Annotated in this window: 15 protein-coding genes and 5 tRNA genes; 12 read left to right on the forward strand and 8 right to left on the reverse strand. The window is 66.0% G+C overall.

Translation table 11 applies throughout. The features are described 5' to 3' along the window. Window positions 1-27 precede the first annotated feature (27 nt). Window positions 28-357: a branched-chain amino acid transporter permease gene (locus C1876_RS14655; protein ID WP_114547471.1), complete on the reverse strand. Its 330-nt coding sequence runs from the start codon at window positions 355-357 to the stop codon at window positions 28-30. Continuing rightward, window positions 354-1,127 carry an AzlC family ABC transporter permease gene (locus C1876_RS14660; RefSeq protein ID WP_114547472.1) on the reverse strand — a complete coding sequence of 258 codons (774 nt, stop codon included), beginning with the start codon at window positions 1,125-1,127 and terminating at the stop codon, window positions 354-356. Before C1876_RS14660 ends, C1876_RS14655 begins: the two co-directional genes overlap by 4 nt. A 132-nt stretch (window positions 1,128-1,259) precedes the next feature. Here C1876_RS14660 and C1876_RS14665 point away from each other — a divergent pair, with 132 nt between their 5' ends. From C1876_RS14665 to C1876_RS14685, 5 genes are all read left to right on the forward strand, one after another. Continuing rightward, window positions 1,260-2,672 (forward strand): aminotransferase-like domain-containing protein, encoded by a 1,413-nt coding sequence (locus C1876_RS14665; RefSeq protein ID WP_158544706.1) that lies wholly within the window; start codon window positions 1,260-1,262, stop codon window positions 2,670-2,672. A gap of 100 nt (window positions 2,673-2,772) precedes the next feature. Beyond that, window positions 2,773-3,027: a preprotein translocase subunit SecG gene (gene secG, locus C1876_RS14670; RefSeq protein WP_114547474.1), complete on the forward strand. Its 255-nt coding sequence runs from the start codon at window positions 2,773-2,775 to the stop codon at window positions 3,025-3,027. Window positions 3,028-3,095: 68 nt separating this feature from the next. Further along, window positions 3,096-3,183 (forward strand) — tRNA-Leu (locus C1876_RS14675). 85 nt (window positions 3,184-3,268) lie between these two features. Then, the gene (locus C1876_RS14680; protein ID WP_114547475.1) at window positions 3,269-4,174 is read left to right on the forward strand and encodes a cation diffusion facilitator family transporter; all 906 of its coding nucleotides are present in this window, start codon (window positions 3,269-3,271) and stop codon (window positions 4,172-4,174) included. 9 nt (window positions 4,175-4,183) lie between these two features. After that, on the forward strand, window positions 4,184-4,876 hold the full coding sequence (locus C1876_RS14685; protein ID WP_114547476.1) for an HAD family hydrolase: 693 nt from the start codon (window positions 4,184-4,186) through the stop codon (window positions 4,874-4,876). Window positions 4,877-4,931: 55 nt separating this feature from the next. Here C1876_RS14685 and C1876_RS14690 read toward each other — a convergent pair. From C1876_RS14690 to C1876_RS14700, 3 genes are all read right to left on the reverse strand, one after another. Further along, window positions 4,932-5,007, reverse strand: a tRNA-Gly gene (locus C1876_RS14690). A gap of 50 nt (window positions 5,008-5,057) precedes the next feature. Further along, a tRNA-Cys gene (locus C1876_RS14695) sits at window positions 5,058-5,131 on the reverse strand. A 68-nt stretch (window positions 5,132-5,199) separates the two neighbouring features. Beyond that, window positions 5,200-5,275: transfer RNA gene (locus tag C1876_RS14700), tRNA-Gly, on the reverse strand. Window positions 5,276-5,540: 265 nt separating this feature from the next. On the opposite strand from C1876_RS14700, the gene C1876_RS14705 reads away from it, so the two are divergent. Next, window positions 5,541-5,615: transfer RNA gene (locus tag C1876_RS14705), tRNA-Val, on the forward strand. A 462-nt stretch (window positions 5,616-6,077) separates the two neighbouring features. After that, window positions 6,078-7,340, forward strand: coding sequence for a RidA family protein (locus C1876_RS14710; protein WP_114547477.1), 1,263 nt, complete (start codon window positions 6,078-6,080; stop codon window positions 7,338-7,340). 55 nt (window positions 7,341-7,395) lie between these two features. Here C1876_RS14710 and C1876_RS14715 read toward each other — a convergent pair whose 3' ends face one another. Together C1876_RS14715 and C1876_RS14720 are read right to left on the reverse strand one after the other, a co-directional pair. Then, window positions 7,396-7,683 carry a hypothetical protein gene (locus C1876_RS14715; RefSeq protein WP_114547478.1) on the reverse strand — a complete coding sequence of 96 codons (288 nt, stop codon included), beginning with the start codon at window positions 7,681-7,683 and terminating at the stop codon, window positions 7,396-7,398. A 90-nt stretch (window positions 7,684-7,773) separates the two neighbouring features. Further along, complete coding sequence (locus C1876_RS14720) at window positions 7,774-7,926, reverse strand: zinc ribbon-containing protein (protein WP_114547479.1); 153 nt, start codon at window positions 7,924-7,926, stop codon at window positions 7,774-7,776. Window positions 7,927-8,163: 237 nt separating this feature from the next. Here C1876_RS14720 and C1876_RS14725 point away from each other — a divergent pair, with 237 nt between their 5' ends. Further along, window positions 8,164-9,255 (forward strand): hypothetical protein, encoded by a 1,092-nt coding sequence (locus C1876_RS14725; RefSeq protein ID WP_114547480.1) that lies wholly within the window; start codon window positions 8,164-8,166, stop codon window positions 9,253-9,255. A 22-nt stretch (window positions 9,256-9,277) separates the two neighbouring features. Here the strand turns inward: C1876_RS14725 and C1876_RS14730 are convergent, their stop codons facing one another. After that, a complete protein-coding gene (locus C1876_RS14730) occupies window positions 9,278-10,702 on the reverse strand; it encodes a helix-turn-helix transcriptional regulator (protein ID WP_114547481.1) in 1,425 nt (474 codons plus the stop codon). A 282-nt stretch (window positions 10,703-10,984) separates the two neighbouring features. Between C1876_RS14730 and C1876_RS14735 the strand changes: the two genes are divergently transcribed. The 4 genes from C1876_RS14735 (at window position 10,985) to C1876_RS14745 (ending at window position 17,498) form a co-directional block, all read left to right on the forward strand. Further along, window positions 10,985-12,991, forward strand: coding sequence for an FAD-binding protein (locus tag C1876_RS14735; RefSeq protein WP_114547482.1), 2,007 nt, complete (start codon window positions 10,985-10,987; stop codon window positions 12,989-12,991). A 362-nt stretch (window positions 12,992-13,353) separates the two neighbouring features. After that, complete coding sequence (locus C1876_RS17655; RefSeq protein WP_158544707.1) at window positions 13,354-14,487, forward strand: hypothetical protein; 1,134 nt, start codon at window positions 13,354-13,356, stop codon at window positions 14,485-14,487. A gap of 76 nt (window positions 14,488-14,563) precedes the next feature. After that, window positions 14,564-15,931 carry a TasA family protein gene (locus C1876_RS17660; RefSeq protein WP_158544708.1) on the forward strand — a complete coding sequence of 456 codons (1,368 nt, stop codon included), beginning with the start codon at window positions 14,564-14,566 and terminating at the stop codon, window positions 15,929-15,931. A 31-nt stretch (window positions 15,932-15,962) separates the two neighbouring features. After that, window positions 15,963-17,498 (forward strand): SipW-dependent-type signal peptide-containing protein, encoded by a 1,536-nt coding sequence (locus tag C1876_RS14745; protein WP_114547484.1) that lies wholly within the window; start codon window positions 15,963-15,965, stop codon window positions 17,496-17,498. Window positions 17,499-17,555 lie beyond the last annotated feature (57 nt).

A 17,555-nucleotide genomic window follows, 5' to 3' on the forward strand; every position in this document is an offset into this window, starting at 1 on the left:
CGGCGCTTCGCTCGTTTCGGGGTGCGTTTAGGGGAACACCGTGCGGATGAGCAGCATGTAGACGATGGTGCCGCCTATCATGGACAGCGACATGTTCCGCTTCCACACGTGCAGCCCCACCACCACGCCCGCGGCGATGAGCTCGGGCGCCATGTGGTAGCCCGCAAGCGGCGCGGACGTGCGGAAGCAGTACACGATGAGCAGCCCCCACATACAGGCCGGCAGCACCGTGCCCAGGTACGTGACGGTCTTCGGCGTCTTCTCGGGCGTGGGGAACGCGAGGAAGGGCAGCCAGCGCGTGAGCTGGGTGGCCACGGCCCCGGCGGCTATCATGGCAAGCAGTTCGACCGTGCTCATGCGCCCGCCTCCGTCCCGGGGCGTTCCAGCTGGCGGCGGAACAGCAGCAACAGCGCCACGATGGCCAAAAGCGCCGGCACGAGGAACCCGTCGGCGCCGAACGCCACGAGGCTCAGCAAGGCCGCGCCGAAGCCGATGAGCGATGCGCGGTGGTCGGCCTCGTTCATCCAGCAATCCAGGAAGATGACGATGAACAGCGCCTTCATGATGAAATCGATGCCCGAGAGGTCCACGGGCAGCTCGGCGGCCACGTACGATCCCACGGCGGCGAATCCGGCCCAGTACGCCAGGTTGAGGCCCGTGATCCACGCGTAGGTCCAGAAGCGGTCCACGTCGCGCGGCACCTCGAGCGGCTGGCAGAGGGCGAACGTCTCGTCGATGAGGCCGTAGCGCAGAAACGCGGTCTTGCGCCCCGCGCCGCGGTACTTCTCCAGCATGCTGATGCCGTAGAACATATGGCGCGCGTTGATCATGAACACGACGAGGAACACCGCGAGCGGGGCGAACGTCGCGGTGAGCATGTCGGCCACGACGAACTCGGCCGATCCCGCGAAGATGGACACGGCCATGAGCGGCGCGGCCCACGGCGGCAGGCCGAGGGAGGCGGTGTACACGCCGTAGCTCAGGCCGCAGAAGGCGAACCCTGCCATGAGCGGCAGCGTCTGCTTGAAGGCGAAGGGCAGTGCGCCGAGCGCGCGGGCGCGGCGCGAGGGGGCGGCAGGGGAGGCGGGCGCGACGTCGGCGCCGAGGGCCTGCGAGGATTCTTCCATGATGCTCCTTGTCGAGGCGGTTCCCCGCTATGGTATGCTGAACGCGAAAACCAGGCAATGACAAAATTGCATGTAATGCAATTCGCGGCGCTTGCCGTCGCCTGCCGTCCGCCGTCCGACCAGGAGCCCGCAATGCCGTTCAACTCGTTCGACGACTACCCCATGAGCTGGAAGCCCGACCGCGCCAGCTTGGGCAAGCCGTACTACGCCAGCCTCGTCGACCTGCTGGAGGAGTCCATCCGCTCGGGCGCGCTGCCCGTGGGCGCGAGCCTGCCGCCGCAACGCGAGCTGGCCGACTTCCTCGACTTGAACCCGTCCACCATCACGCGCGCCTACGCGCTCGCCCGCGAGCGGGGGCTCGTCTACGGCGTGACGGGCAAGGGCACGTTCGTGGCACCCCATGCCAACCATGACCTGACGCTCACGGCCGACGGGTTCGACGAGGCCTGCGTCGAGCTGGGCATGGTGACGGGCTTCAACCAATGCGACGGCATGGTGGCCGAGGCCGTGCGCACGGTGGCCGAGCGCGGCTACCTGTCCAAGCTCATGGACTACTCGAACCCCTGCGGCTATCCGCACCACATCGAGGCGGGGCGGCGCTGGCTCTCCTGGAAGGGCGTGCGCAGCGAGCCCGCCTGCGTCATCGTGACGTCGGGCGTGCAGAACGCGCTCGTCATCACGCTGTGCGCCCTGTTCCGGGCGGGCGACCGCATCGCGGTGGACGCCTACACGTTCCCGAACTTCATCGAGCTGGCGAAGCTGTTGGGCATCGAGCTCGTGCCCATCGCGGGCGACGCGGAGGGTATGCGCGCCGACGCCCTCGACGCGGTGTGCCGCTCGGTGAGCGTGCGCGGCGTCTACCTGATGCCCACCTGCGCGAACCCCACCACCGTGTACACGACGGCCGCGCGGCGCGCGCAGCTCGCCCGCGTGGTGGAGGCGCGCGACCTCGTGGTGATCGAGGACGACTTGGGAGGCACGGTGGAAGGCCTCGACGCGGAGCTGGGCCGTCCCGTGGCGCCGCGCTTCATCGACCTGTTGCCCGAGCACACCGTCCATGTGGCGGAAACCACGAAGACGCTGGCGAACAGCCTGCGCATCGCGTTTCTGGCCTGCTCGGAGCGCTACCGCGACCGCATCGCCCACGCGGTGTTCAACGTGAACGTCAAAACGTCGTCGCTCGACGCCGAGGTGGTGTCGGAGCTGATCCTCAGCGGGGGAGCGGCCGACATCGTCGCCCGCAAGCGCCAGCTCATGATCGAGACGAACGAGCTATTCGACCGCATCTTCCCCGACGCTGCGCCCTCGTCGTTCCCGTACCCGCTGTTCCGTTGGATGCCCATCGATCTGCCCGGCACCTCGGCCCAGATCGAGGAGCGGCTGCGGGCGGCGGGGGTGCGCGTGTACCACGGCGACCGGTTCCGCGTGTCGAGCGAGGCGCCGGGCGGGTTTCTGCGCGTGTCGCTGTCCACGTGGGACGGCGCGAGCCGCATCGCGCACGGGCTGCGGGTGCTGAAGCGCGAGCTGGAAGCGGGCGGCGCATGATCGTTCTTTGTGTGCACGCCGCTTGCCCTCGCGGGCGCCTTTCGCTATACTTAGCGACTTGCGTACCGTTATGTATTGAACGAAAGAAGAGAGACGAATCTTGAACCCGCTCCTTATCATCATGCTTGTCCTGCTCGTCGTTTCGGGCCTGGGCCTCATCGTGTTCATCCTGCTGCATTCCGGCAAGGGCACCGGCATCTCCGACATGATCGCGAGCTCGGTGTACTCCACGCAAACCGGCACGAGCATCGTCGAGAAGAACCTCGATCGCATCACCATCGCGTTCGCGATCATCTTCATGCTGTCGCTCATCGTGCTCATGATCATCTACCCGCACGGAACGATTGCAAATTAGCTAAAATTTCCCCTTCACAACGTGGGAAGGTTCGGGTAGAATAACCTGCGTTGCGTTTCGAGCAACACGTCGGAGTGGTGGAACGGCAGACACGCTAGCTTGAGGTGCTAGTGCCCGTCTAAGGGTGTGCGGGTTCAAATCCCGCCTCCGACACCAGTGAGATCAAGAGAGCCTTCGGGCTCTCTTTTCGTATATGCGACCCCGCATGCGCGGGGCGGCCGTCGGCGAAAGGAAGCGGGCCATGGCGAAAGCGCTTGCAACGAAGAACGCGGTGTCGGAGCGCATGCGCTCCATCAGGCGCGTGCTGTGGATCGTCCTGTTCTTGAACTTGGCCGTGGCTGCGGCGAAGTACGTCTACGGCGCGATGAGCGGTTCGGCGTCCATGCAGGCCGACGGCATCCATTCGGTGTTCGATTCGGCCGGCAACGTGGTGGGGCTCGTGGGCATCGCCATCGCGTCGCGCCCGGCCGACGAGGGGCACCCGTACGGCCATGCGAAGTTCGAGACGTACGCGAGCCTCCTCATCGGCGTGCTGCTGTTGCTGGCAGCCTTCGAAGTGGGCTCGAGCGCGGTGGGCAAGCTCATGTCGGGCGTGTACACGGCGGAGGTCACGCCCATCTCGTTCGTCGTCATGGTGGGAACGCTCGCCGTCAACCTGGGCGTCACCACCTACGAGCGCCGCTGCGCGAAGCGCCTCAAGAGCGAGGTGCTCGCGGCCGACGCGAACCATACGCTGTCCGACGCGCTCGTGTCCATCGGCGTCATCATCGGCCTTGCGGCCGTGGCGCTCGGATTTCCCGTGGCCGACCCCGTCATGGCGCTCGTGGTGACTGTGGCCATCCTGGCCACCGCCTACGACGTGTTCAAGCACGCGCTGGCCACCCTGTCCGATCGCGCGCGCATCCCCGAGGAGGACCTGCACGCCGTGGCCGTGTCGGTGCCCGGCGTGCAGGATGCCCACCACATCCGCACGCGCGGCACCGAGGGCGAGGTATACGCCGATTTGCACGTGCTCGTGGCGCCCGAGATGACGGTGGGGGAGGCGCACGAGCTGTCCGAGCGCGTGGAGGCGGCAATCGAGCAGCGCTTCCCGAACGTGATCGAGGTGCTCGTCCATATCGAGCCGAACGACGGACACGAGGATTAGGAGCCGTAGATGACCGAAGCCGTGTTCTTCGACGTGGGAAGCACGCTGCTCTTCCCGTGCCCCTCGGTGGCCGAGACGCTTGCGCGCGTGGCCGCCGAGCGAGGGCACGACGTGACCGTGCGCGACATGGAGCCGCACATGCCGGCCATGGACGCCTACTACGAGGCCGAGTACCTGCGCGACGGCGACTTCTGGTGCTCCCACGAGGGCTCGACGGCCATCTGGCTCGACCAGTACCGCTACGTGTGCCACCTCGCGGGCATCGGGCACGATGCGGAAGGCGTGGCGCAGGCCGCGCACGCATGCTACCGCCGCGCGAACCATTGGGAGCTGTACCCGGACGTCGCAGCCTGCCTGAGGGCGCTCAAGGAGGCCGGATACCTGCTCGGGGTGGTATCGAACTGGGATGCGGGCTTAGAGGGGCTGCTGCGCGATCTCAGGCTGCTGCCGTACTTCGACTTCGTGACGTCCTCGGCCGTGGTGGGCTACCGCAAGCCCAACCCGGTCATCTTCGAGCTGGCGTGCGAGCAGGCGCGCGTGGACCCGGCTGCGGCCGTGCACGTGGGCGACCGCCCCGATGCCGACGGCGACGGGGCCGCGGCGGCGGGCATCCGCCCGATCATCATCGACCGTCACGACGCCGAAGCCGCCTGCCCCTACGAGCGCGTGTCCACGCTCGCCGATATCCTGGACGTGCTCTGACGGTTGCAGGGCATGAAAAAAGCCCGCCGGACGAACCGGCGGGCTTGTGCAATCATGGAGCGGACGACGGGGTTCGAACCCGCGACCCCGACCTTGGCAAGGTCGTGCTCTACCAGCTGAGCCACGTCCGCATGGGTAACGCTCTTCAGTTCTCAAACCATCCAACCCGCAAGGGCAGTGATGGAGGCGACGCCCGGATTCGAACCGGGGGTGAAGGCTTTGCAGGCCTCTGCCTTACCACTTGGCCACGTCGCCATCTCGTCGATACCGTCATGAAAAGGCCGGTCAAACCTTAGTGATAATGACCGGCCTATAAGTGACGATGGAGCGGACGACGGGGTTCGAACCCGCGACCCCGACCTTGGCAAGGTCGTGCTCTACCAGCTGAGCCACGTCCGCATCGGCGAGGAAATATGATAATAGAACTGCTCCCCGGGCGCAACCCCTCATTTTGGAAAATTTTACCTTCTCGGTTGGAGACCGGCAGCGCGTCGTCGCTTTGCGCGAAACCGGCCCCAGCGCAGGCGTTCGCAATCGCGCGGACTTTTTCGCCCCGATCGGATTTCGTGCAGACTTTTTTGAAAAAGTGCTTTGACAGATCGAAGGTATCTGGTAAACTAACTGCTCGCTGGCACGGAAACCTATCCGAGCCGCTGAGCAAATCGGGCGATTAGCTCAGGGGGAGAGCACTACCTTGACACGGTAGGGGTCACAAGTTCAAATCTTGTATCGCCCACCATGAATTCGAAAGAGCCTGCGGACTTCCGCAGGCTCTTTTTTTCATGTCCGAGCCCGCCGCAGTCGGCGGAACGCGGGCCTTTCCGTCTTCGTGATCCTTGTCGTCATATTGTGGAGAGCGGGGCCGCGCGCCCTGTCGGCGGCGCGGGGGCGACGCGTCTCGGCGGGGCGGGCGCGCGAACGCTTTTAATCAGACGCATCAAGCGGACTTTGCAACTAATCCCATCCGGTTCCATTTCTCATTCAGCGGCCATCCAGACATATACAGAAAACTGCATAACCGCGAAACCGGCTGTTTTACAGAATTGTGCAGATGCACTAGAAACGCTGAAAAACGCCCAAAACTATTCGTAAACATTATGTTGCAGATGAACAAAAAGTCTGTATACTGCGCTGCATGGTGAGCATCCGCTCATCGGTTACGCACCTCATGCAACCAATTCCGAAAGGGAGGGTACTATTTATGGGCGATAACGTAGTATTGGCGAGGAACACGGATCTTGCTCCGAAGAGCGACCTGTCTTCTCAGACGGTGGCGTTCTCCCACTACAACAACATCTCGGCGCAGCTTCCCATCGACCCGGCGACGGGCGAACTCGTGGAAGGCGGCATTGCCGAGCAGGCCGTCCAGTGCTTCGAGAACCTCGAGGCCATCGTCGACAGCATCGACCATAGCCTGAACGACGTCGTGCGCCTTACCATCTTCGTGCGCGACATCCAGGACGTCGACGCGATCGACGCCGTGTTCACCGAATTCTTCCCGACCTACGTTCCCGCCCGCACCGTGGTGGCCGTGGCCGCGCTGCCGATGGACGCCGACATGCAGATCGAGGCGCTCCTCACCAACGGCGAGGGCACCATCCCCAACGAGCCGCAGGCCGGCGACCTCATCAAGCTGACGAACAACACGCATGCGGCCCCCATCAGCCCGCTGTCCACGCAGACCGTGGCGTTCTCGCACTACAACAACCTCACCGCCCAGCTCCCCATCGACCCCAAGACGGGCCGTTTCGTGGTGGGCGGCGTGAAGGAGCAGACCGCTCAGTGCCTCAAGAACATCAAGGCCATCCTTGAGAGCATCGACGTGCCCTTCGACGACATCGTCAAGGTGACCATCTTCCTGCAGGACCTCTCCGATCTCGACGCCGTGAACGAAGTCTACTCGACGTTCTTCCCGGATTCGGCCATCGCCCGCGCCGTGGCCTATGTGCCCGCGCGCACCGTGGTCGAGGTCGCCGCGCTGCCCATGGGCGCGCTCGTGCAGATCGAGGCCGTGGCCTCGCACGGCGACGGCACGCCGCCGCAGGAGATCGAGGCCCGTCACGGTCTCATCATCGAGGCCGTCAACACGGACGCCGCCCCGCGCGATCCGCTGGCCACGCAGTCCGTCGCGTTCTCGCACTACAACAACATCTCCGCGCAGCTCGGCATCGACCCGGCCACGGGCGCCATGGCCGCCGGCGTGAAGGAGCAGACCGCTCAGGCCCTGCAGAACATCAAGGCCATCATCGAGAGCGTCGACCATGTGATGGAGGACGTCGTCAAGGTCAACATCTACGTGCTCGACCTCGCCGACATGGACGCCGTGAACGAAGCCTACCTGACGTTCTTCCCGGGCGGCGTGCCGGCTCGTCGCGTCACCGGCGTGTCCACCCTGCCGGGCGACGCCAAGGTCCAGATCGAGGCCATCGTGGGCAACTACGAGGGCACCCCGCCGATCGCCTAGCGCATCCCCGCATCGCAGCATTGCCAAGGGCCCGCATCATGCGGGCCCTTGTTCGTCAGTACAGCGTGATCCACCCGAATGCGGCGAAGGGGTTGATGTTGAAGGCGGCCATCGCCCAGGAAAGGGCGAGGAAAATGCCCGCCACGATCACGAAATAGCGCAAAGGAGACGAACGGCGTTGCGCGGCGTCGCCCTTCTCGGCGCGCTCGGCAAGGTAGCGCACGTCGTCGAACGCGCAGGCGGCCCGGTAGAGCAGCCAGATGACCAGGACGACGAAGGCGACGAACGTGAGCAGGGCGATCATGATGACGCCGATGTTGATGCTGGCAGTGTTCGCTTGCATGAAGCACCTCTCTCCTCGGGTGCATCCAGTATACCCGCATCGGGGCGCTGCCGTGAAAAAGGGGCCCGTATGATGCGAGCCCCCGTGGGGTTAGTCCTCGTCCTCGAGCTTCTTGAACTCGTGGTGCCCGCAGTTGGGGCAGGCGGGAAGCGCCTCGGTCTCGCTCGTGATGCGCACGACGTACCCGCAGTTCTCGCAGCGGTAGCGTCCCACGCCCGGCTTGTCGCCCGTCTTGTACTCCATGGACGTCTCCTTTCGGCTCGGTGTTCGGATGCAACATGCACCCAGCCTACCGCAGCGCCGCCCGCGTGCGGTTGCGATGGCGAAACGGTTCGTCATCCGCTTGTCTGCGCAGGAGAATCGCGCGAATTCGCGCCAATTCACCCGGAACGGGTATGGTGCGCGCCCCCTTCGTCCTCGAAGATGGGAGGCGAGACAACGGCGGTTGAGCGCCCGGCGGCGGGCGGAGAGCGAGGAGCCATGGAAGCCATTTCGCGGGACGCGGTCCTGTTCGTCAACATCCCCTTCGTGAGCGAGGAGCGGCCCTTCACGACGGGCCACCGTCTCGTGGGGGATCGGGCGGCGCGCATGCGCTACCTCGAAGCGCTGCGCGCCGAGGCCCGCGCCGTCGCCCCCGAGACGCGCCCCGCCGTGATCCGCGCGGTGAAGGTGGGCGGCGGCAGCCCCTCCATCATGAGCCCCGACAAGCTGGGCGAGCTGCTGCTCGACCTGCGCGCGCTGTTCCACCTCGCCGACGACTGCGAGGTGTCGCTCGAGGCGGTGCCGCACACGGTGGGCGTGCCGTCGCTCACGGGATGGGGGCAGGGCAAGGTGAACCGCGTGATCCTGCGCGCCGACAGCGTGCAGCCCGAGGAGCTTGTCGCGCTCGATCGGCCCTTCGACAGCGTGCAGGTGCAAAACGCGCTGCTGTTCCTCGACAAGTTCCACCTGGGGAACGTGGACGTGGCCCTGCGCTACGGCATCCCCGGGCAGACGGAGGCCTCGCTCATGCGCACGCTGCGCTCCGTGGCGGGCATCGAGCCCGCGCACCTCACGCTCGAGCCCCTGCTCGCCGCCGACGAGGGCGTGCTCGACGAGGAGGCGCAGCGCCGCCTCTACGACGCCGCGTGCGAGCGCCTTTCCTCGTACGGGTTCGTCCAGTACGCTCCCGGCCGCTTCGCCCGCGACGAGCTCCATCGCGAGGAGTTCGCCGTGGCGCTCGGGCAGGGCGCGGCGCTCATCGGCCTCGGCATCGACGCGCGCAGCTGCTACCACGGGCTGTCCTACGTCAACACGTCCGACTTCGCCGTCTACGCGGCCCACAGCGCCGAGCCGCAGCATGCGGTGGCCGCGGTCGCCCAGCTCGACGAGGGCGCCCGCGCGCTGCTGTTCGTGCGCAACCGCCTGGCGTTCGGCGGCGGCTTCGCCGAGGAGGACTACGTGCGGGCGTGCGGCCCGATGAGCGCCGAGGTGGCCCGTGAGCTGGCCGAACTCGAGCGCGCGGGCGACGTCGCGCACGACGGGGGCGCCTACCGCCTCACGCAGCAGGGCCTGTTCGCCTGGGCGCGCTAGCGGCGCCGGTCCGTCATCGGCCTCACAGCTGCGCGGCGTCGCCGCCCGCCTCGCGGCCCTTCTTCTGCACGAGGTCGATGAGCTCCTGCTGGGTGTGCACGCCCAGCTTGCTGTACACGTTCGAGATGTAGGTTTTGATGGTGTTCTCCGACAGCACGAGCTTCTCGGCGATGACCTTGCGGCTGCGGCCCTGCGCCAGGAAGGGCAGGATCTCGGTTTCGCGCGCGGTCAGCAGGTTGTCGAGCGCGAGCGTCCGGCATGCCGTGTCGATGTCGCCCTCGGCGGCATGCTCGGCCGGGCGCACCATGCCCCAGCTTTCGTAGGGCGACTCGCTCGTGGACATGAACAGGCACGCGAGCAGCAACGAGGTGGCCATGAGCACCGACGCCTCGTGGTCGAGCCCGTACAAAAACGTGTCGATGGATATGAGCCCCACGGCCTGCCCGAGCGCCATCATGCAGCCCATGAGCGCGAACAGCCAGCGCACCATGCCGCGCGACTGGGTGGCCAGGTACACGCACAGCACCCACAGCACCACCTGCGTCATGTAGTAGCCGGCCACGCACAGCATGAACCCGACGAACGCGTTGCCGTTGAGCGCGACGATGGTGAACCCGAGCGCGAGCAGGGGGATGCCCGTCTGGTAGATGAGCCGGTTGAAGTCGAGCCGCCCGCGGAACACCACCACGGCGGCGGCGCCTGCGGCCAGCAGGAAGCCGATGGCCGATTGCGGGTTGAGGGCGCTGTGCCCTTCGGCGGCGGTGATCTGCGTGAAGATGCCCTGCAGCATGCCCAGGGCGAGGCCCGCCAGCAGCAGGGTGAGCACGAACTTCACGGGGATGCGGGCGCGCTCCACCTTGCGCGCCTCCTTGAGACTGTAGTGCTTGCGCAGCCGGTCGAGCACGGGCGGCACGAGCACGAGGAAGGCCACCATGAGCCCTTCGCGCGTGTTGCCGCCGATCCAGTACAGCGATATCTGCACGGGCACGCAGATGACGAGCGCCGCGATGGCCGCCGTGGAGATGAAGCGCAGCCGCGTGGCCCCCATCGATCCGAACAGCTCGCCGATCTCGGCGTACAGAAACGCGCTGGCCACGCCCATGGCCACGGACTGCACGGCGAAGGGCGCGCCGCCCAGCTCGCCGTCGAAGCTGCCGTCCGCGAGGTCGGTGAGCAGGATGACCGCGCCGAGCCCCGCGGCAAGCGCGTAGCGCCGGACGCGCCGTTGCGCCCGCGTGCCGCCGTCGCCCAGGTAGCGCAGGAGGAACAGGACGAACCCCGTGACGGCGAACGAGAGCAGCAGCAGAAAGCGCGACGGCAGCGCGACGGGCCCAAGCGCCACGGTGAGGCTCGTCGGACTCTGGTAGATGATCCAGTTCCACGACCAGAACAACCCGAGCACGATGCAGAACACGATATCTTGCGCCGATGCGCGTCCTTTCGCCATGGCTAATTCCCCTCTCCCTTTTCCCTGCTGCCTCGGCTCGATTCGGGCGAATCGAGCCGGGTCGTCGATCCCTCGCGTCAGCGTTTCCGTTCATGGTACGCACCCAGCGTCCCGCGCGCAAGGCGTCGGGCCCCATCCCGCTCACCCGAGACGGGTGAAGTGCGCCCTTTTCGGGGCTTTGGGTCCTCGCAGGGTGAGGACGCGGGTCGTCGATGGGCGGATGATGCAGGTCAACGGGCGGTACGGCCCGAAAGCTCGACAAGAATAGGAAAGGGGAAGGACATGGGAGAAGAGTTGACGCGTCGCGATTTCCTCATGGGCGCCGCGGCTATGGGAAGCTTCGCCGCGCTCGGATTGGCGGGATGCGCGCCGCAGACGACGGCTGTCACGAGCACCACCGACAAGGCCGAGGTGGCCGAGGCCAAGGAAGGCGGCGAAGGCGAGGGCGGCCCCGGCGGACCGGGCGGCGGCGCGAGCGAGCCCACGGCGTTCTCGGGCCTCACCGACGACGGCCGCGTGCGCGGCTACTGCGGCCCCGGCGACTGGCTGGGCGCGGCGCCGGAAATCGCCGACAGCGATATCGTGGACGAGAAGACGTTCGACGTGGTGGTGTTCGGCGGCGGGCACGCGGGTCTCATGGCGGCGTGCGGCGCGGTGGACGAAGGCGCCACGGTGGCCGTCATCGAGATGCAGCCCTGGACGAGCTACGTGGACGAGGAGAACACGAGCGGCACGAACCTCGCGGGCTGGTACGGCGAGGACGTGGGCCACGTGAACTCGCAGTTCCTCATCGACCGCGGCTTCGGCCCCTACAACACCGGCGAGATCACGGCCGAGTTCTGCAAGCGCGCCGGCGGCCGCGTGAACCCCGGCCTGCTGCGCAACTACGTGCAGAGCTCGGGTCCCATGTTCGACCGCTACAAGGAGATCTACGACAGCTACGAGGCCGAGCGCAAGGCCAACGACAGCGCCGTGTTCATGAAGGACACGCAGGTGGTCATTCCCGGCGTGGACGTGCCGGACGAGGGCACCTTCGACATGTCGAACATGTTCGAGTACCCGCTGTGCAACACGCAGGCGGCGTGGAGCGGCGCGAACGTGAGCTACCCCATCGAGTGCGGCGGTTACAAGACCTGGCCCTGCAACGCGCAGTTCTACGGCTACCAGGGCAACAACATCGAGTTCGTGCACAAGTACATCGTGAAGCACACGCAGGAAAACGGCGCCGAGTGGTTCTTCCAGCACACGGGCACCGTGCTCGTGCAGAACGACGCGGGCGACGTGTGCGGTCTCATCGCGAAGGGTCCCGATGGGTACGTGAAGTTCAACGCCACGAAGGGCGTCGTGCTGGCGGCCGGCGACTTCATCGGCGATCCGGCCATGTGCTGGGCCCTGCTCAACGAAGGCATGGAATGGGGCGAGCGCGGCGGCGCGACGAAGGACGACTGGACGCAGACCGGCTTCCGCACGGGCGCCGCGCACAAGATGGGCTGCTGGGCCGGCGGCATGATCGAGCCGAGCCCGCGCGGCTGGATGGGCCTCGGCGGCGGCGCGAGCGGCCCGTGGGGCACGGCTCCCACGCTCATGATCAACGCCGAAGGCAAGCGCTTCTGCAACGAGGGCGCCATCCCGCAGCTCGGCCCCGTGGGCCTGCGCCAGCCGCACGGCCTGTGCGCCTGGGTGTCGGATGCGAACTGGAAGGACCTCGTGGGCAAGGCCCCGCTCGACCACGGCGCGCCGAACTTCGGCATGGACGACTACATGGACGCCCTCGAGGCCGACATGGCGAAGGTCGAGGTGGGCAACCCCGAAGGCTACGAGGTGGTGGGCGCGAACCTGGCCGAGCGCAAGATGATGAAGGGCACCGTGTTCGCCGCCGACACGCTCGAGGAACTGGCCGCCATCCTGGGCTACGAGGGCGACGCGGCCAAGCAGTTCGTCGCGAGCATCGAGCACTACAACGAGCTGTGCGCGAGCGCCGACGGCGACACCGACTTCGGCAAGGACGCCGCCTACATGCTGCCCATCGACACCCCGCCGTACTACGGCGGCAAGAGCCAGCTGTCCCACAGCTCCACGCCCATGATGGTGACCATGTCGGGCCTTGTCACCGACGAGGATCAGAACGTGCTCAAAACCGATTGGACCCCCATCAAGGGCCTGTACGCGGCCGGCAACTGCCTGGGCGGGCGCTACGGCTTCGGCTACAGCACGCCGTTCGCGGGCAACTCCGTGGGCATGGCGATGACCCACGGCTGGCTCGCGGGCAAGACGGTGGCCACCCTCTAGGCCCGCCAACCCCTCCCTCCACGGATCACGAGGAGCCCCTCCCTCCTCCTCGTTCCCCTCCCTCCAAGAAAGGGCCGCATGCGGCCCTTTCTTCATTGATGCGCTGTGCGAAAAAGACGCTCTGTACTGCGAATTCGGACAGCCGATGCTCCCTGATCGAAAAAATCAAGATTACCCCGGGGTAAGAAACGCCGATGTCGATTGTCTGCGGGGGGGGGCTCTATGATTACTTGCAGCAATTCAAATATCAATCGCATAGGCAACGCGGAGCGCCTCCAGGAGGGGGGCTTGGCTAGCCCGTGCCTGCGCCATGATGAGGGACCGGACTGAAATCGACGCGACGACACATTTCAATCGAAACGGTGGGAACGGCCGCTGCCGCGGCGCTTGTCGCCGCATGCGCGGCGTGCTGCCTTGCGCTGTTCGCTTCGGCGAAGCCGGCTTTCGCGGACGACGGCGCCGCCTCGGTGGAGCTGTACGCGGGCGCGCCTTCGGCCAACGAGCGGTTTGCGGTGGCGGGCATGCTTCCCGGCGACGCGGAATCGCGCGACTTCGCCGTCAGGGTCGCCCATACCTCCTCCCTCGATATTCGATTCTCCGCTGAGCTCGTTTCGGACGAGCAAGGGCTGGCCGATGCCTTGCACGCGCGCGTGGAAGACGCCGCGGGGGCGGTGGTGTACGACGGGCCGGTGCGTACGTTGGCGCAGGAGCCCGCCCTGTTCAGGCTTGCCGACAACGAGGCGGGGGAGACCGTGCTCGCGTGCCGGGTTACCGTATCGCTCGATGCGGCGGCCGGCAACGAGTTCCAGGGAGCCCATGCGCAGATCGACCTGCATTGGTCGGTGGACGCATCCGACGAGGGGAAGCTGGCCCCTTTGGCGAAGACGGGCGACGCTTTCAGCATGGTTGTCGCGCTCCTCGCGCTGCTGTGCATGCTCGCCGCCGCCTTCGTCGTTGCGAGGAGGTCGGGGGATCGGCGCATGCGGGCGCTCCGCCTGGTTGCGGCCGTTGCGGCGGTTGCGCTCGTCGCGGTGCTCGCCTGGGCGCTGCTTGCGACGCGCGCCAGCGTGCGCGGGAACACCTTCGACACGGGAACCGTCTCCCTCGACCTCAACGGCGGCTCGCCCGCATTCTCCGACCGCTCGGCGCTGCTGGAGCCGGGCCGGGCCGTCACGGAGGAGCTTGCCGTCGCCAATACGGGGTCGGCTGCTGTTCGCTATTGCATCTACCTGGGAAATCTTCAGGGGAGCGCCGTCGATGACGTGGAATTCACCGTGCTGCTCGGCGATGCGGTGCTGTTCTCGGGCACTGCCGAGCAGTTCGCGCAACGCGGCTCCTGCACCTCGCCGACGGTCCTCGCCCCCGGCCAGACCGAGACGCTCGTCGTCTCGGTGCATCTGCGGGAGGGGGCGGGCAACGTCCGCCAGGGCGACGGCATCGAGTTCGACCTGTGCGCCGACGCGGTGCAGGCTGCGAACGGCGGGGAAGGGGGGTGATGCGCTCATACCCGATTGCACGCTGAAGGCGAAGGACGCCTTTCCTCCGAACCGAAACGACAAGAAAGAGAATCATATGGAAACGACCAACAACAGAAAGCTCGTTGCGAGCGCGGTGCTCATCGTGGCGTCCGTGGCGCTGCTGCTGGGCCTCACGTTCGCCTGGTTCACCGACAGCGTGGTGAACAAGGGCAACAAGATACAGGCGGGCACGCTGCAGGTGGCGCTGCTGCAGAACGGGACGGATATCAGCGCATCGGCCGACCCCGTGTTCGACTACGACCGGTGGGAGCCCGGCTATGCCACCAACGCCGCTTTGGCCGTGAGGAACGACGGCACGCTCGCCGTCAAGTACAAGCTGGGCTTCCAGTTCGGCGACATGAGCCAAAGCAAGGGTATCGAGCATGCCATCGACGTGTACGTGCTCGATCATGAGGGTGCTGCCACGGACGCCGATACGCCGGTGGGAACCTTGGCCGAGTTCGCGTCTGGCGGGAAGGCGTTGGCCGAGGGCGATCTTGCCGTGGGCGCCGAAAGCGACGCCGTGAACGTCGTGCTCAAGATGAACACCGGCGCGGGCAACGACTACCAGGGCGCCGTCGTGGACTTCGACATCCTGCTGACGGCCACGCAGGCCCCCGTTGAAACCGACGGCTTCGGCGCCAGCGACTACGACAAGGACGCCGACGTGGACTTCGCTCCGGTTTCGAGCGGCGACGACCTGAAGAAGGCGCTGGAACGCGGGCAGAGCGTCTCCTTGGAGCAGGACGTCGTTCTGGACGAAATACTGAAGCTCGAAGGCGACGTGGTCATCCAGGGCAACGGCAACGCGCTCGTGGTTCCCGACGGGGCGGACCGGGTCGTCGACGTCTCGCACCAGAGCGAACCGGTCAGCATTACGCTGAGGGGCGTTGACGTCAAGGGGCCTGAAGCCGGGGCCTATACGCGCGGGATGTCGTTTTACGGCAATGCCGACGTTCGCTTGACGCTGGACGCTTGCTCCGTTTCCGCAAGCTCGTACGCGCTCAACGTTGCGAGCGAGAACGAAAACGTCGAGCTCACCGTGAAGAACACGGTTCTCGATGGATGGTGCGCGTTCCAGACGTGGTCGCCCTCGACGCGTGCGACGTTTGAAAACTGCACCCTCATCGGGACGAACGATAAATCCGAAGGGGGCTCGAACGGCTTTTCCACGGTGGTGATCAACGAAGATGCAGGTGGAAGCACAATCGAGTTTTCGAATTGCCGCATCGAAGCGGTCGAGACGAACTCGAACGAGCAGACGCTGCTGAGCATCCGAAGCAACGACAACACCATCACCTGCCAGGGCTGCACGTTCGTCTACAACGGCGAGGTGGTCGACCGCGACAACGCCCCGATCAACCTCTACGCAAACCTGACGGGAAACAAGCTGATCATCGACGGCGTGGACGTGTTGGCGTAGCTTCCGCGGGAGAAACCGGGAAAGAGGATACATGGAACAGACCAACAACAGAAAGCTCGTTGCGAGCGCGGTGCTCATCGTGGCGTCGGTGGCGCTGCTGCTGGGCCTCACGTTCGCCTGGTTCACCGACAGCGTGGTGAACAAGGGCAACAAGATACAGGCGGGCACGCTGCAGCTCTCCGCCGTGTCGCAGGCGCTGGACATGGAGAACGGCGCCACGGTGGTGGCGGACAGCGCGCAGGTTCTCGGCAAGGGAACCGAGCTGAAATTCGGAGCGGGAACGGATCTGAAGGAAGCGTCCGGCCCGATCATCGACGACGCGTTGTGGGAGCCGGGCATCAGCAACGCCAAGCTGCTCACCGTTTCCAGCGGGGAGTCTTCCTTGTCCATGAAGGTGAAGCTGTCGCTCACCGCTCAGGGAGACCTGACGGATGCGTTGTGGTTCGACTTCGTGCGCGTCGAGGGCGGTGCCGTGACGGGGCGCTTCGACCCGTGCACCTGGGATGAGCTGCTGGCGAAGGCCGACGCCATGGAGTTCGTGCTCAATCCCGGCGATTCCGCTCAGTTCATGCTGGTGTACGGCATGAACGAGGCGGCGGGCAACGAATTCCAGGGGACGAGCTTCGAGGCGGACGTCGCCCTCGTCGCCACGCAAGCGGCGGTCGAGGCCGACGGCTTCGGCAGCGCCGACTACGACGCAGACGCCGCCTACGCTTGGGACGGCGTCACGACGACGGAGGTCGTGCCGGATGAAAACGGCGTCTACCGCATCTCGACCGGTTCCGACCTTGCCTGGATCGCGCAAGCGGTGGCAGACGATACGCTCCAAAAGGGGCCGTCGGGAGCAGGCATTGCGATCGAGCTTCAGGCCGATGTCGACCTCGGCGGCAACGCGTGGACTCCCATCGGCGGCGATAACGCGTTCACGGGCACGTTCGACGGCAAGGGACATGCCATCAGGAACCTCGCCGCATCGAGCAACCCTTCTTCGAGCGATCCCACGCGAGGGGTTGCGCTGTTCGGCTATGCGGAGAACGCCGCCATCAAGAACCTCCGCATCGAGAACTGCGACCTCCAGGGCCGCTATGCGACATCTGCCGTCGTCGGCGACGGCTGTGCCCCCTTGGCATTCGAGAACATCGAGGTGGTAAGCGGTTCGATCATGTCGAATCAAGACGTCGGAAGCAAAAGGGGCATGGTGGCCGGCGGCATTCTCGGGCAAGGTTGGGGGCCGAACGGCTCCTCCATCACGTTCGAGAACTGCATCAACAGGGCCGATGTCACGGTGAACAAGTGGCACGCCGGAGGCATCTGGGGCTCCATCACCGTGGACGATAGCGAGCAGGTTGACGTGATCAGTCTCGTCGATTGCGCCAATTACGGATCGATCACGGTGGCGGGCGCGGAGAAGGACGACGGATTCGCGGGCGGGCTCGGCGCCTTCGCCTATGCGAAGAGCTGCGTTGTCGAAGGATGCGCGAACCATGGAAGCGTCACGGCTCCAGCCCGTCTCTACGAGTTCGTGGCCTCGTTCAACGACGCGCCCATCAACGAAAACACGGTATAAGTCCATCGAGCAGGGGGCGCCGCACCCCCTGCTCCCTGTCATCTGAGGAGATTCGTG

This window comes from Eggerthella sinensis, assembly GCF_003339815.1.
In the GTDB taxonomy this organism is placed as follows: Bacteria; Actinomycetota; Coriobacteriia; order Coriobacteriales; family Eggerthellaceae; genus Eggerthella; species Eggerthella sinensis.

What these genes read in the sequence shown, in the direction of transcription:
- C1876_RS14655 (WP_114547471.1), bottom strand. Translation starts at nt 357, where the DNA reads ATGAGCACGGTCGAACTGCTTGCCATGATAGCCGCCGGGGCCGTGGCC.
- C1876_RS14660 (WP_114547472.1), bottom strand. Translation starts at nt 1,127, where the DNA reads ATGGAAGAATCCTCGCAGGCCCTCGGCGCCGACGTCGCGCCCGCCTCC.
- C1876_RS14665 (WP_158544706.1), top strand. Translation starts at nt 1,260, where the DNA reads ATGCCGTTCAACTCGTTCGACGACTACCCCATGAGCTGGAAGCCCGAC.
- C1876_RS14680 (WP_114547475.1), top strand. Translation starts at nt 3,269, where the DNA reads ATGGCGAAAGCGCTTGCAACGAAGAACGCGGTGTCGGAGCGCATGCGC.
- C1876_RS14685 (WP_114547476.1), top strand. Translation starts at nt 4,184, where the DNA reads ATGACCGAAGCCGTGTTCTTCGACGTGGGAAGCACGCTGCTCTTCCCG.
- C1876_RS14710 (WP_114547477.1), top strand. Translation starts at nt 6,078, where the DNA reads ATGGGCGATAACGTAGTATTGGCGAGGAACACGGATCTTGCTCCGAAG.
- C1876_RS14715 (WP_114547478.1), bottom strand. Translation starts at nt 7,683, where the DNA reads ATGCAAGCGAACACTGCCAGCATCAACATCGGCGTCATCATGATCGCC.
- C1876_RS14720 (WP_114547479.1), bottom strand. Translation starts at nt 7,926, where the DNA reads ATGGAGTACAAGACGGGCGACAAGCCGGGCGTGGGACGCTACCGCTGC.
- C1876_RS14725 (WP_114547480.1), top strand. Translation starts at nt 8,164, where the DNA reads ATGGAAGCCATTTCGCGGGACGCGGTCCTGTTCGTCAACATCCCCTTC.
- C1876_RS14730 (WP_114547481.1), bottom strand. Translation starts at nt 10,702, where the DNA reads ATGGCGAAAGGACGCGCATCGGCGCAAGATATCGTGTTCTGCATCGTG.
- C1876_RS14735 (WP_114547482.1), top strand. Translation starts at nt 10,985, where the DNA reads ATGGGAGAAGAGTTGACGCGTCGCGATTTCCTCATGGGCGCCGCGGCT.
- C1876_RS17660 (WP_158544708.1), top strand. Translation starts at nt 14,564, where the DNA reads ATGGAAACGACCAACAACAGAAAGCTCGTTGCGAGCGCGGTGCTCATC.
- C1876_RS14745 (WP_114547484.1), top strand. Translation starts at nt 15,963, where the DNA reads ATGGAACAGACCAACAACAGAAAGCTCGTTGCGAGCGCGGTGCTCATC.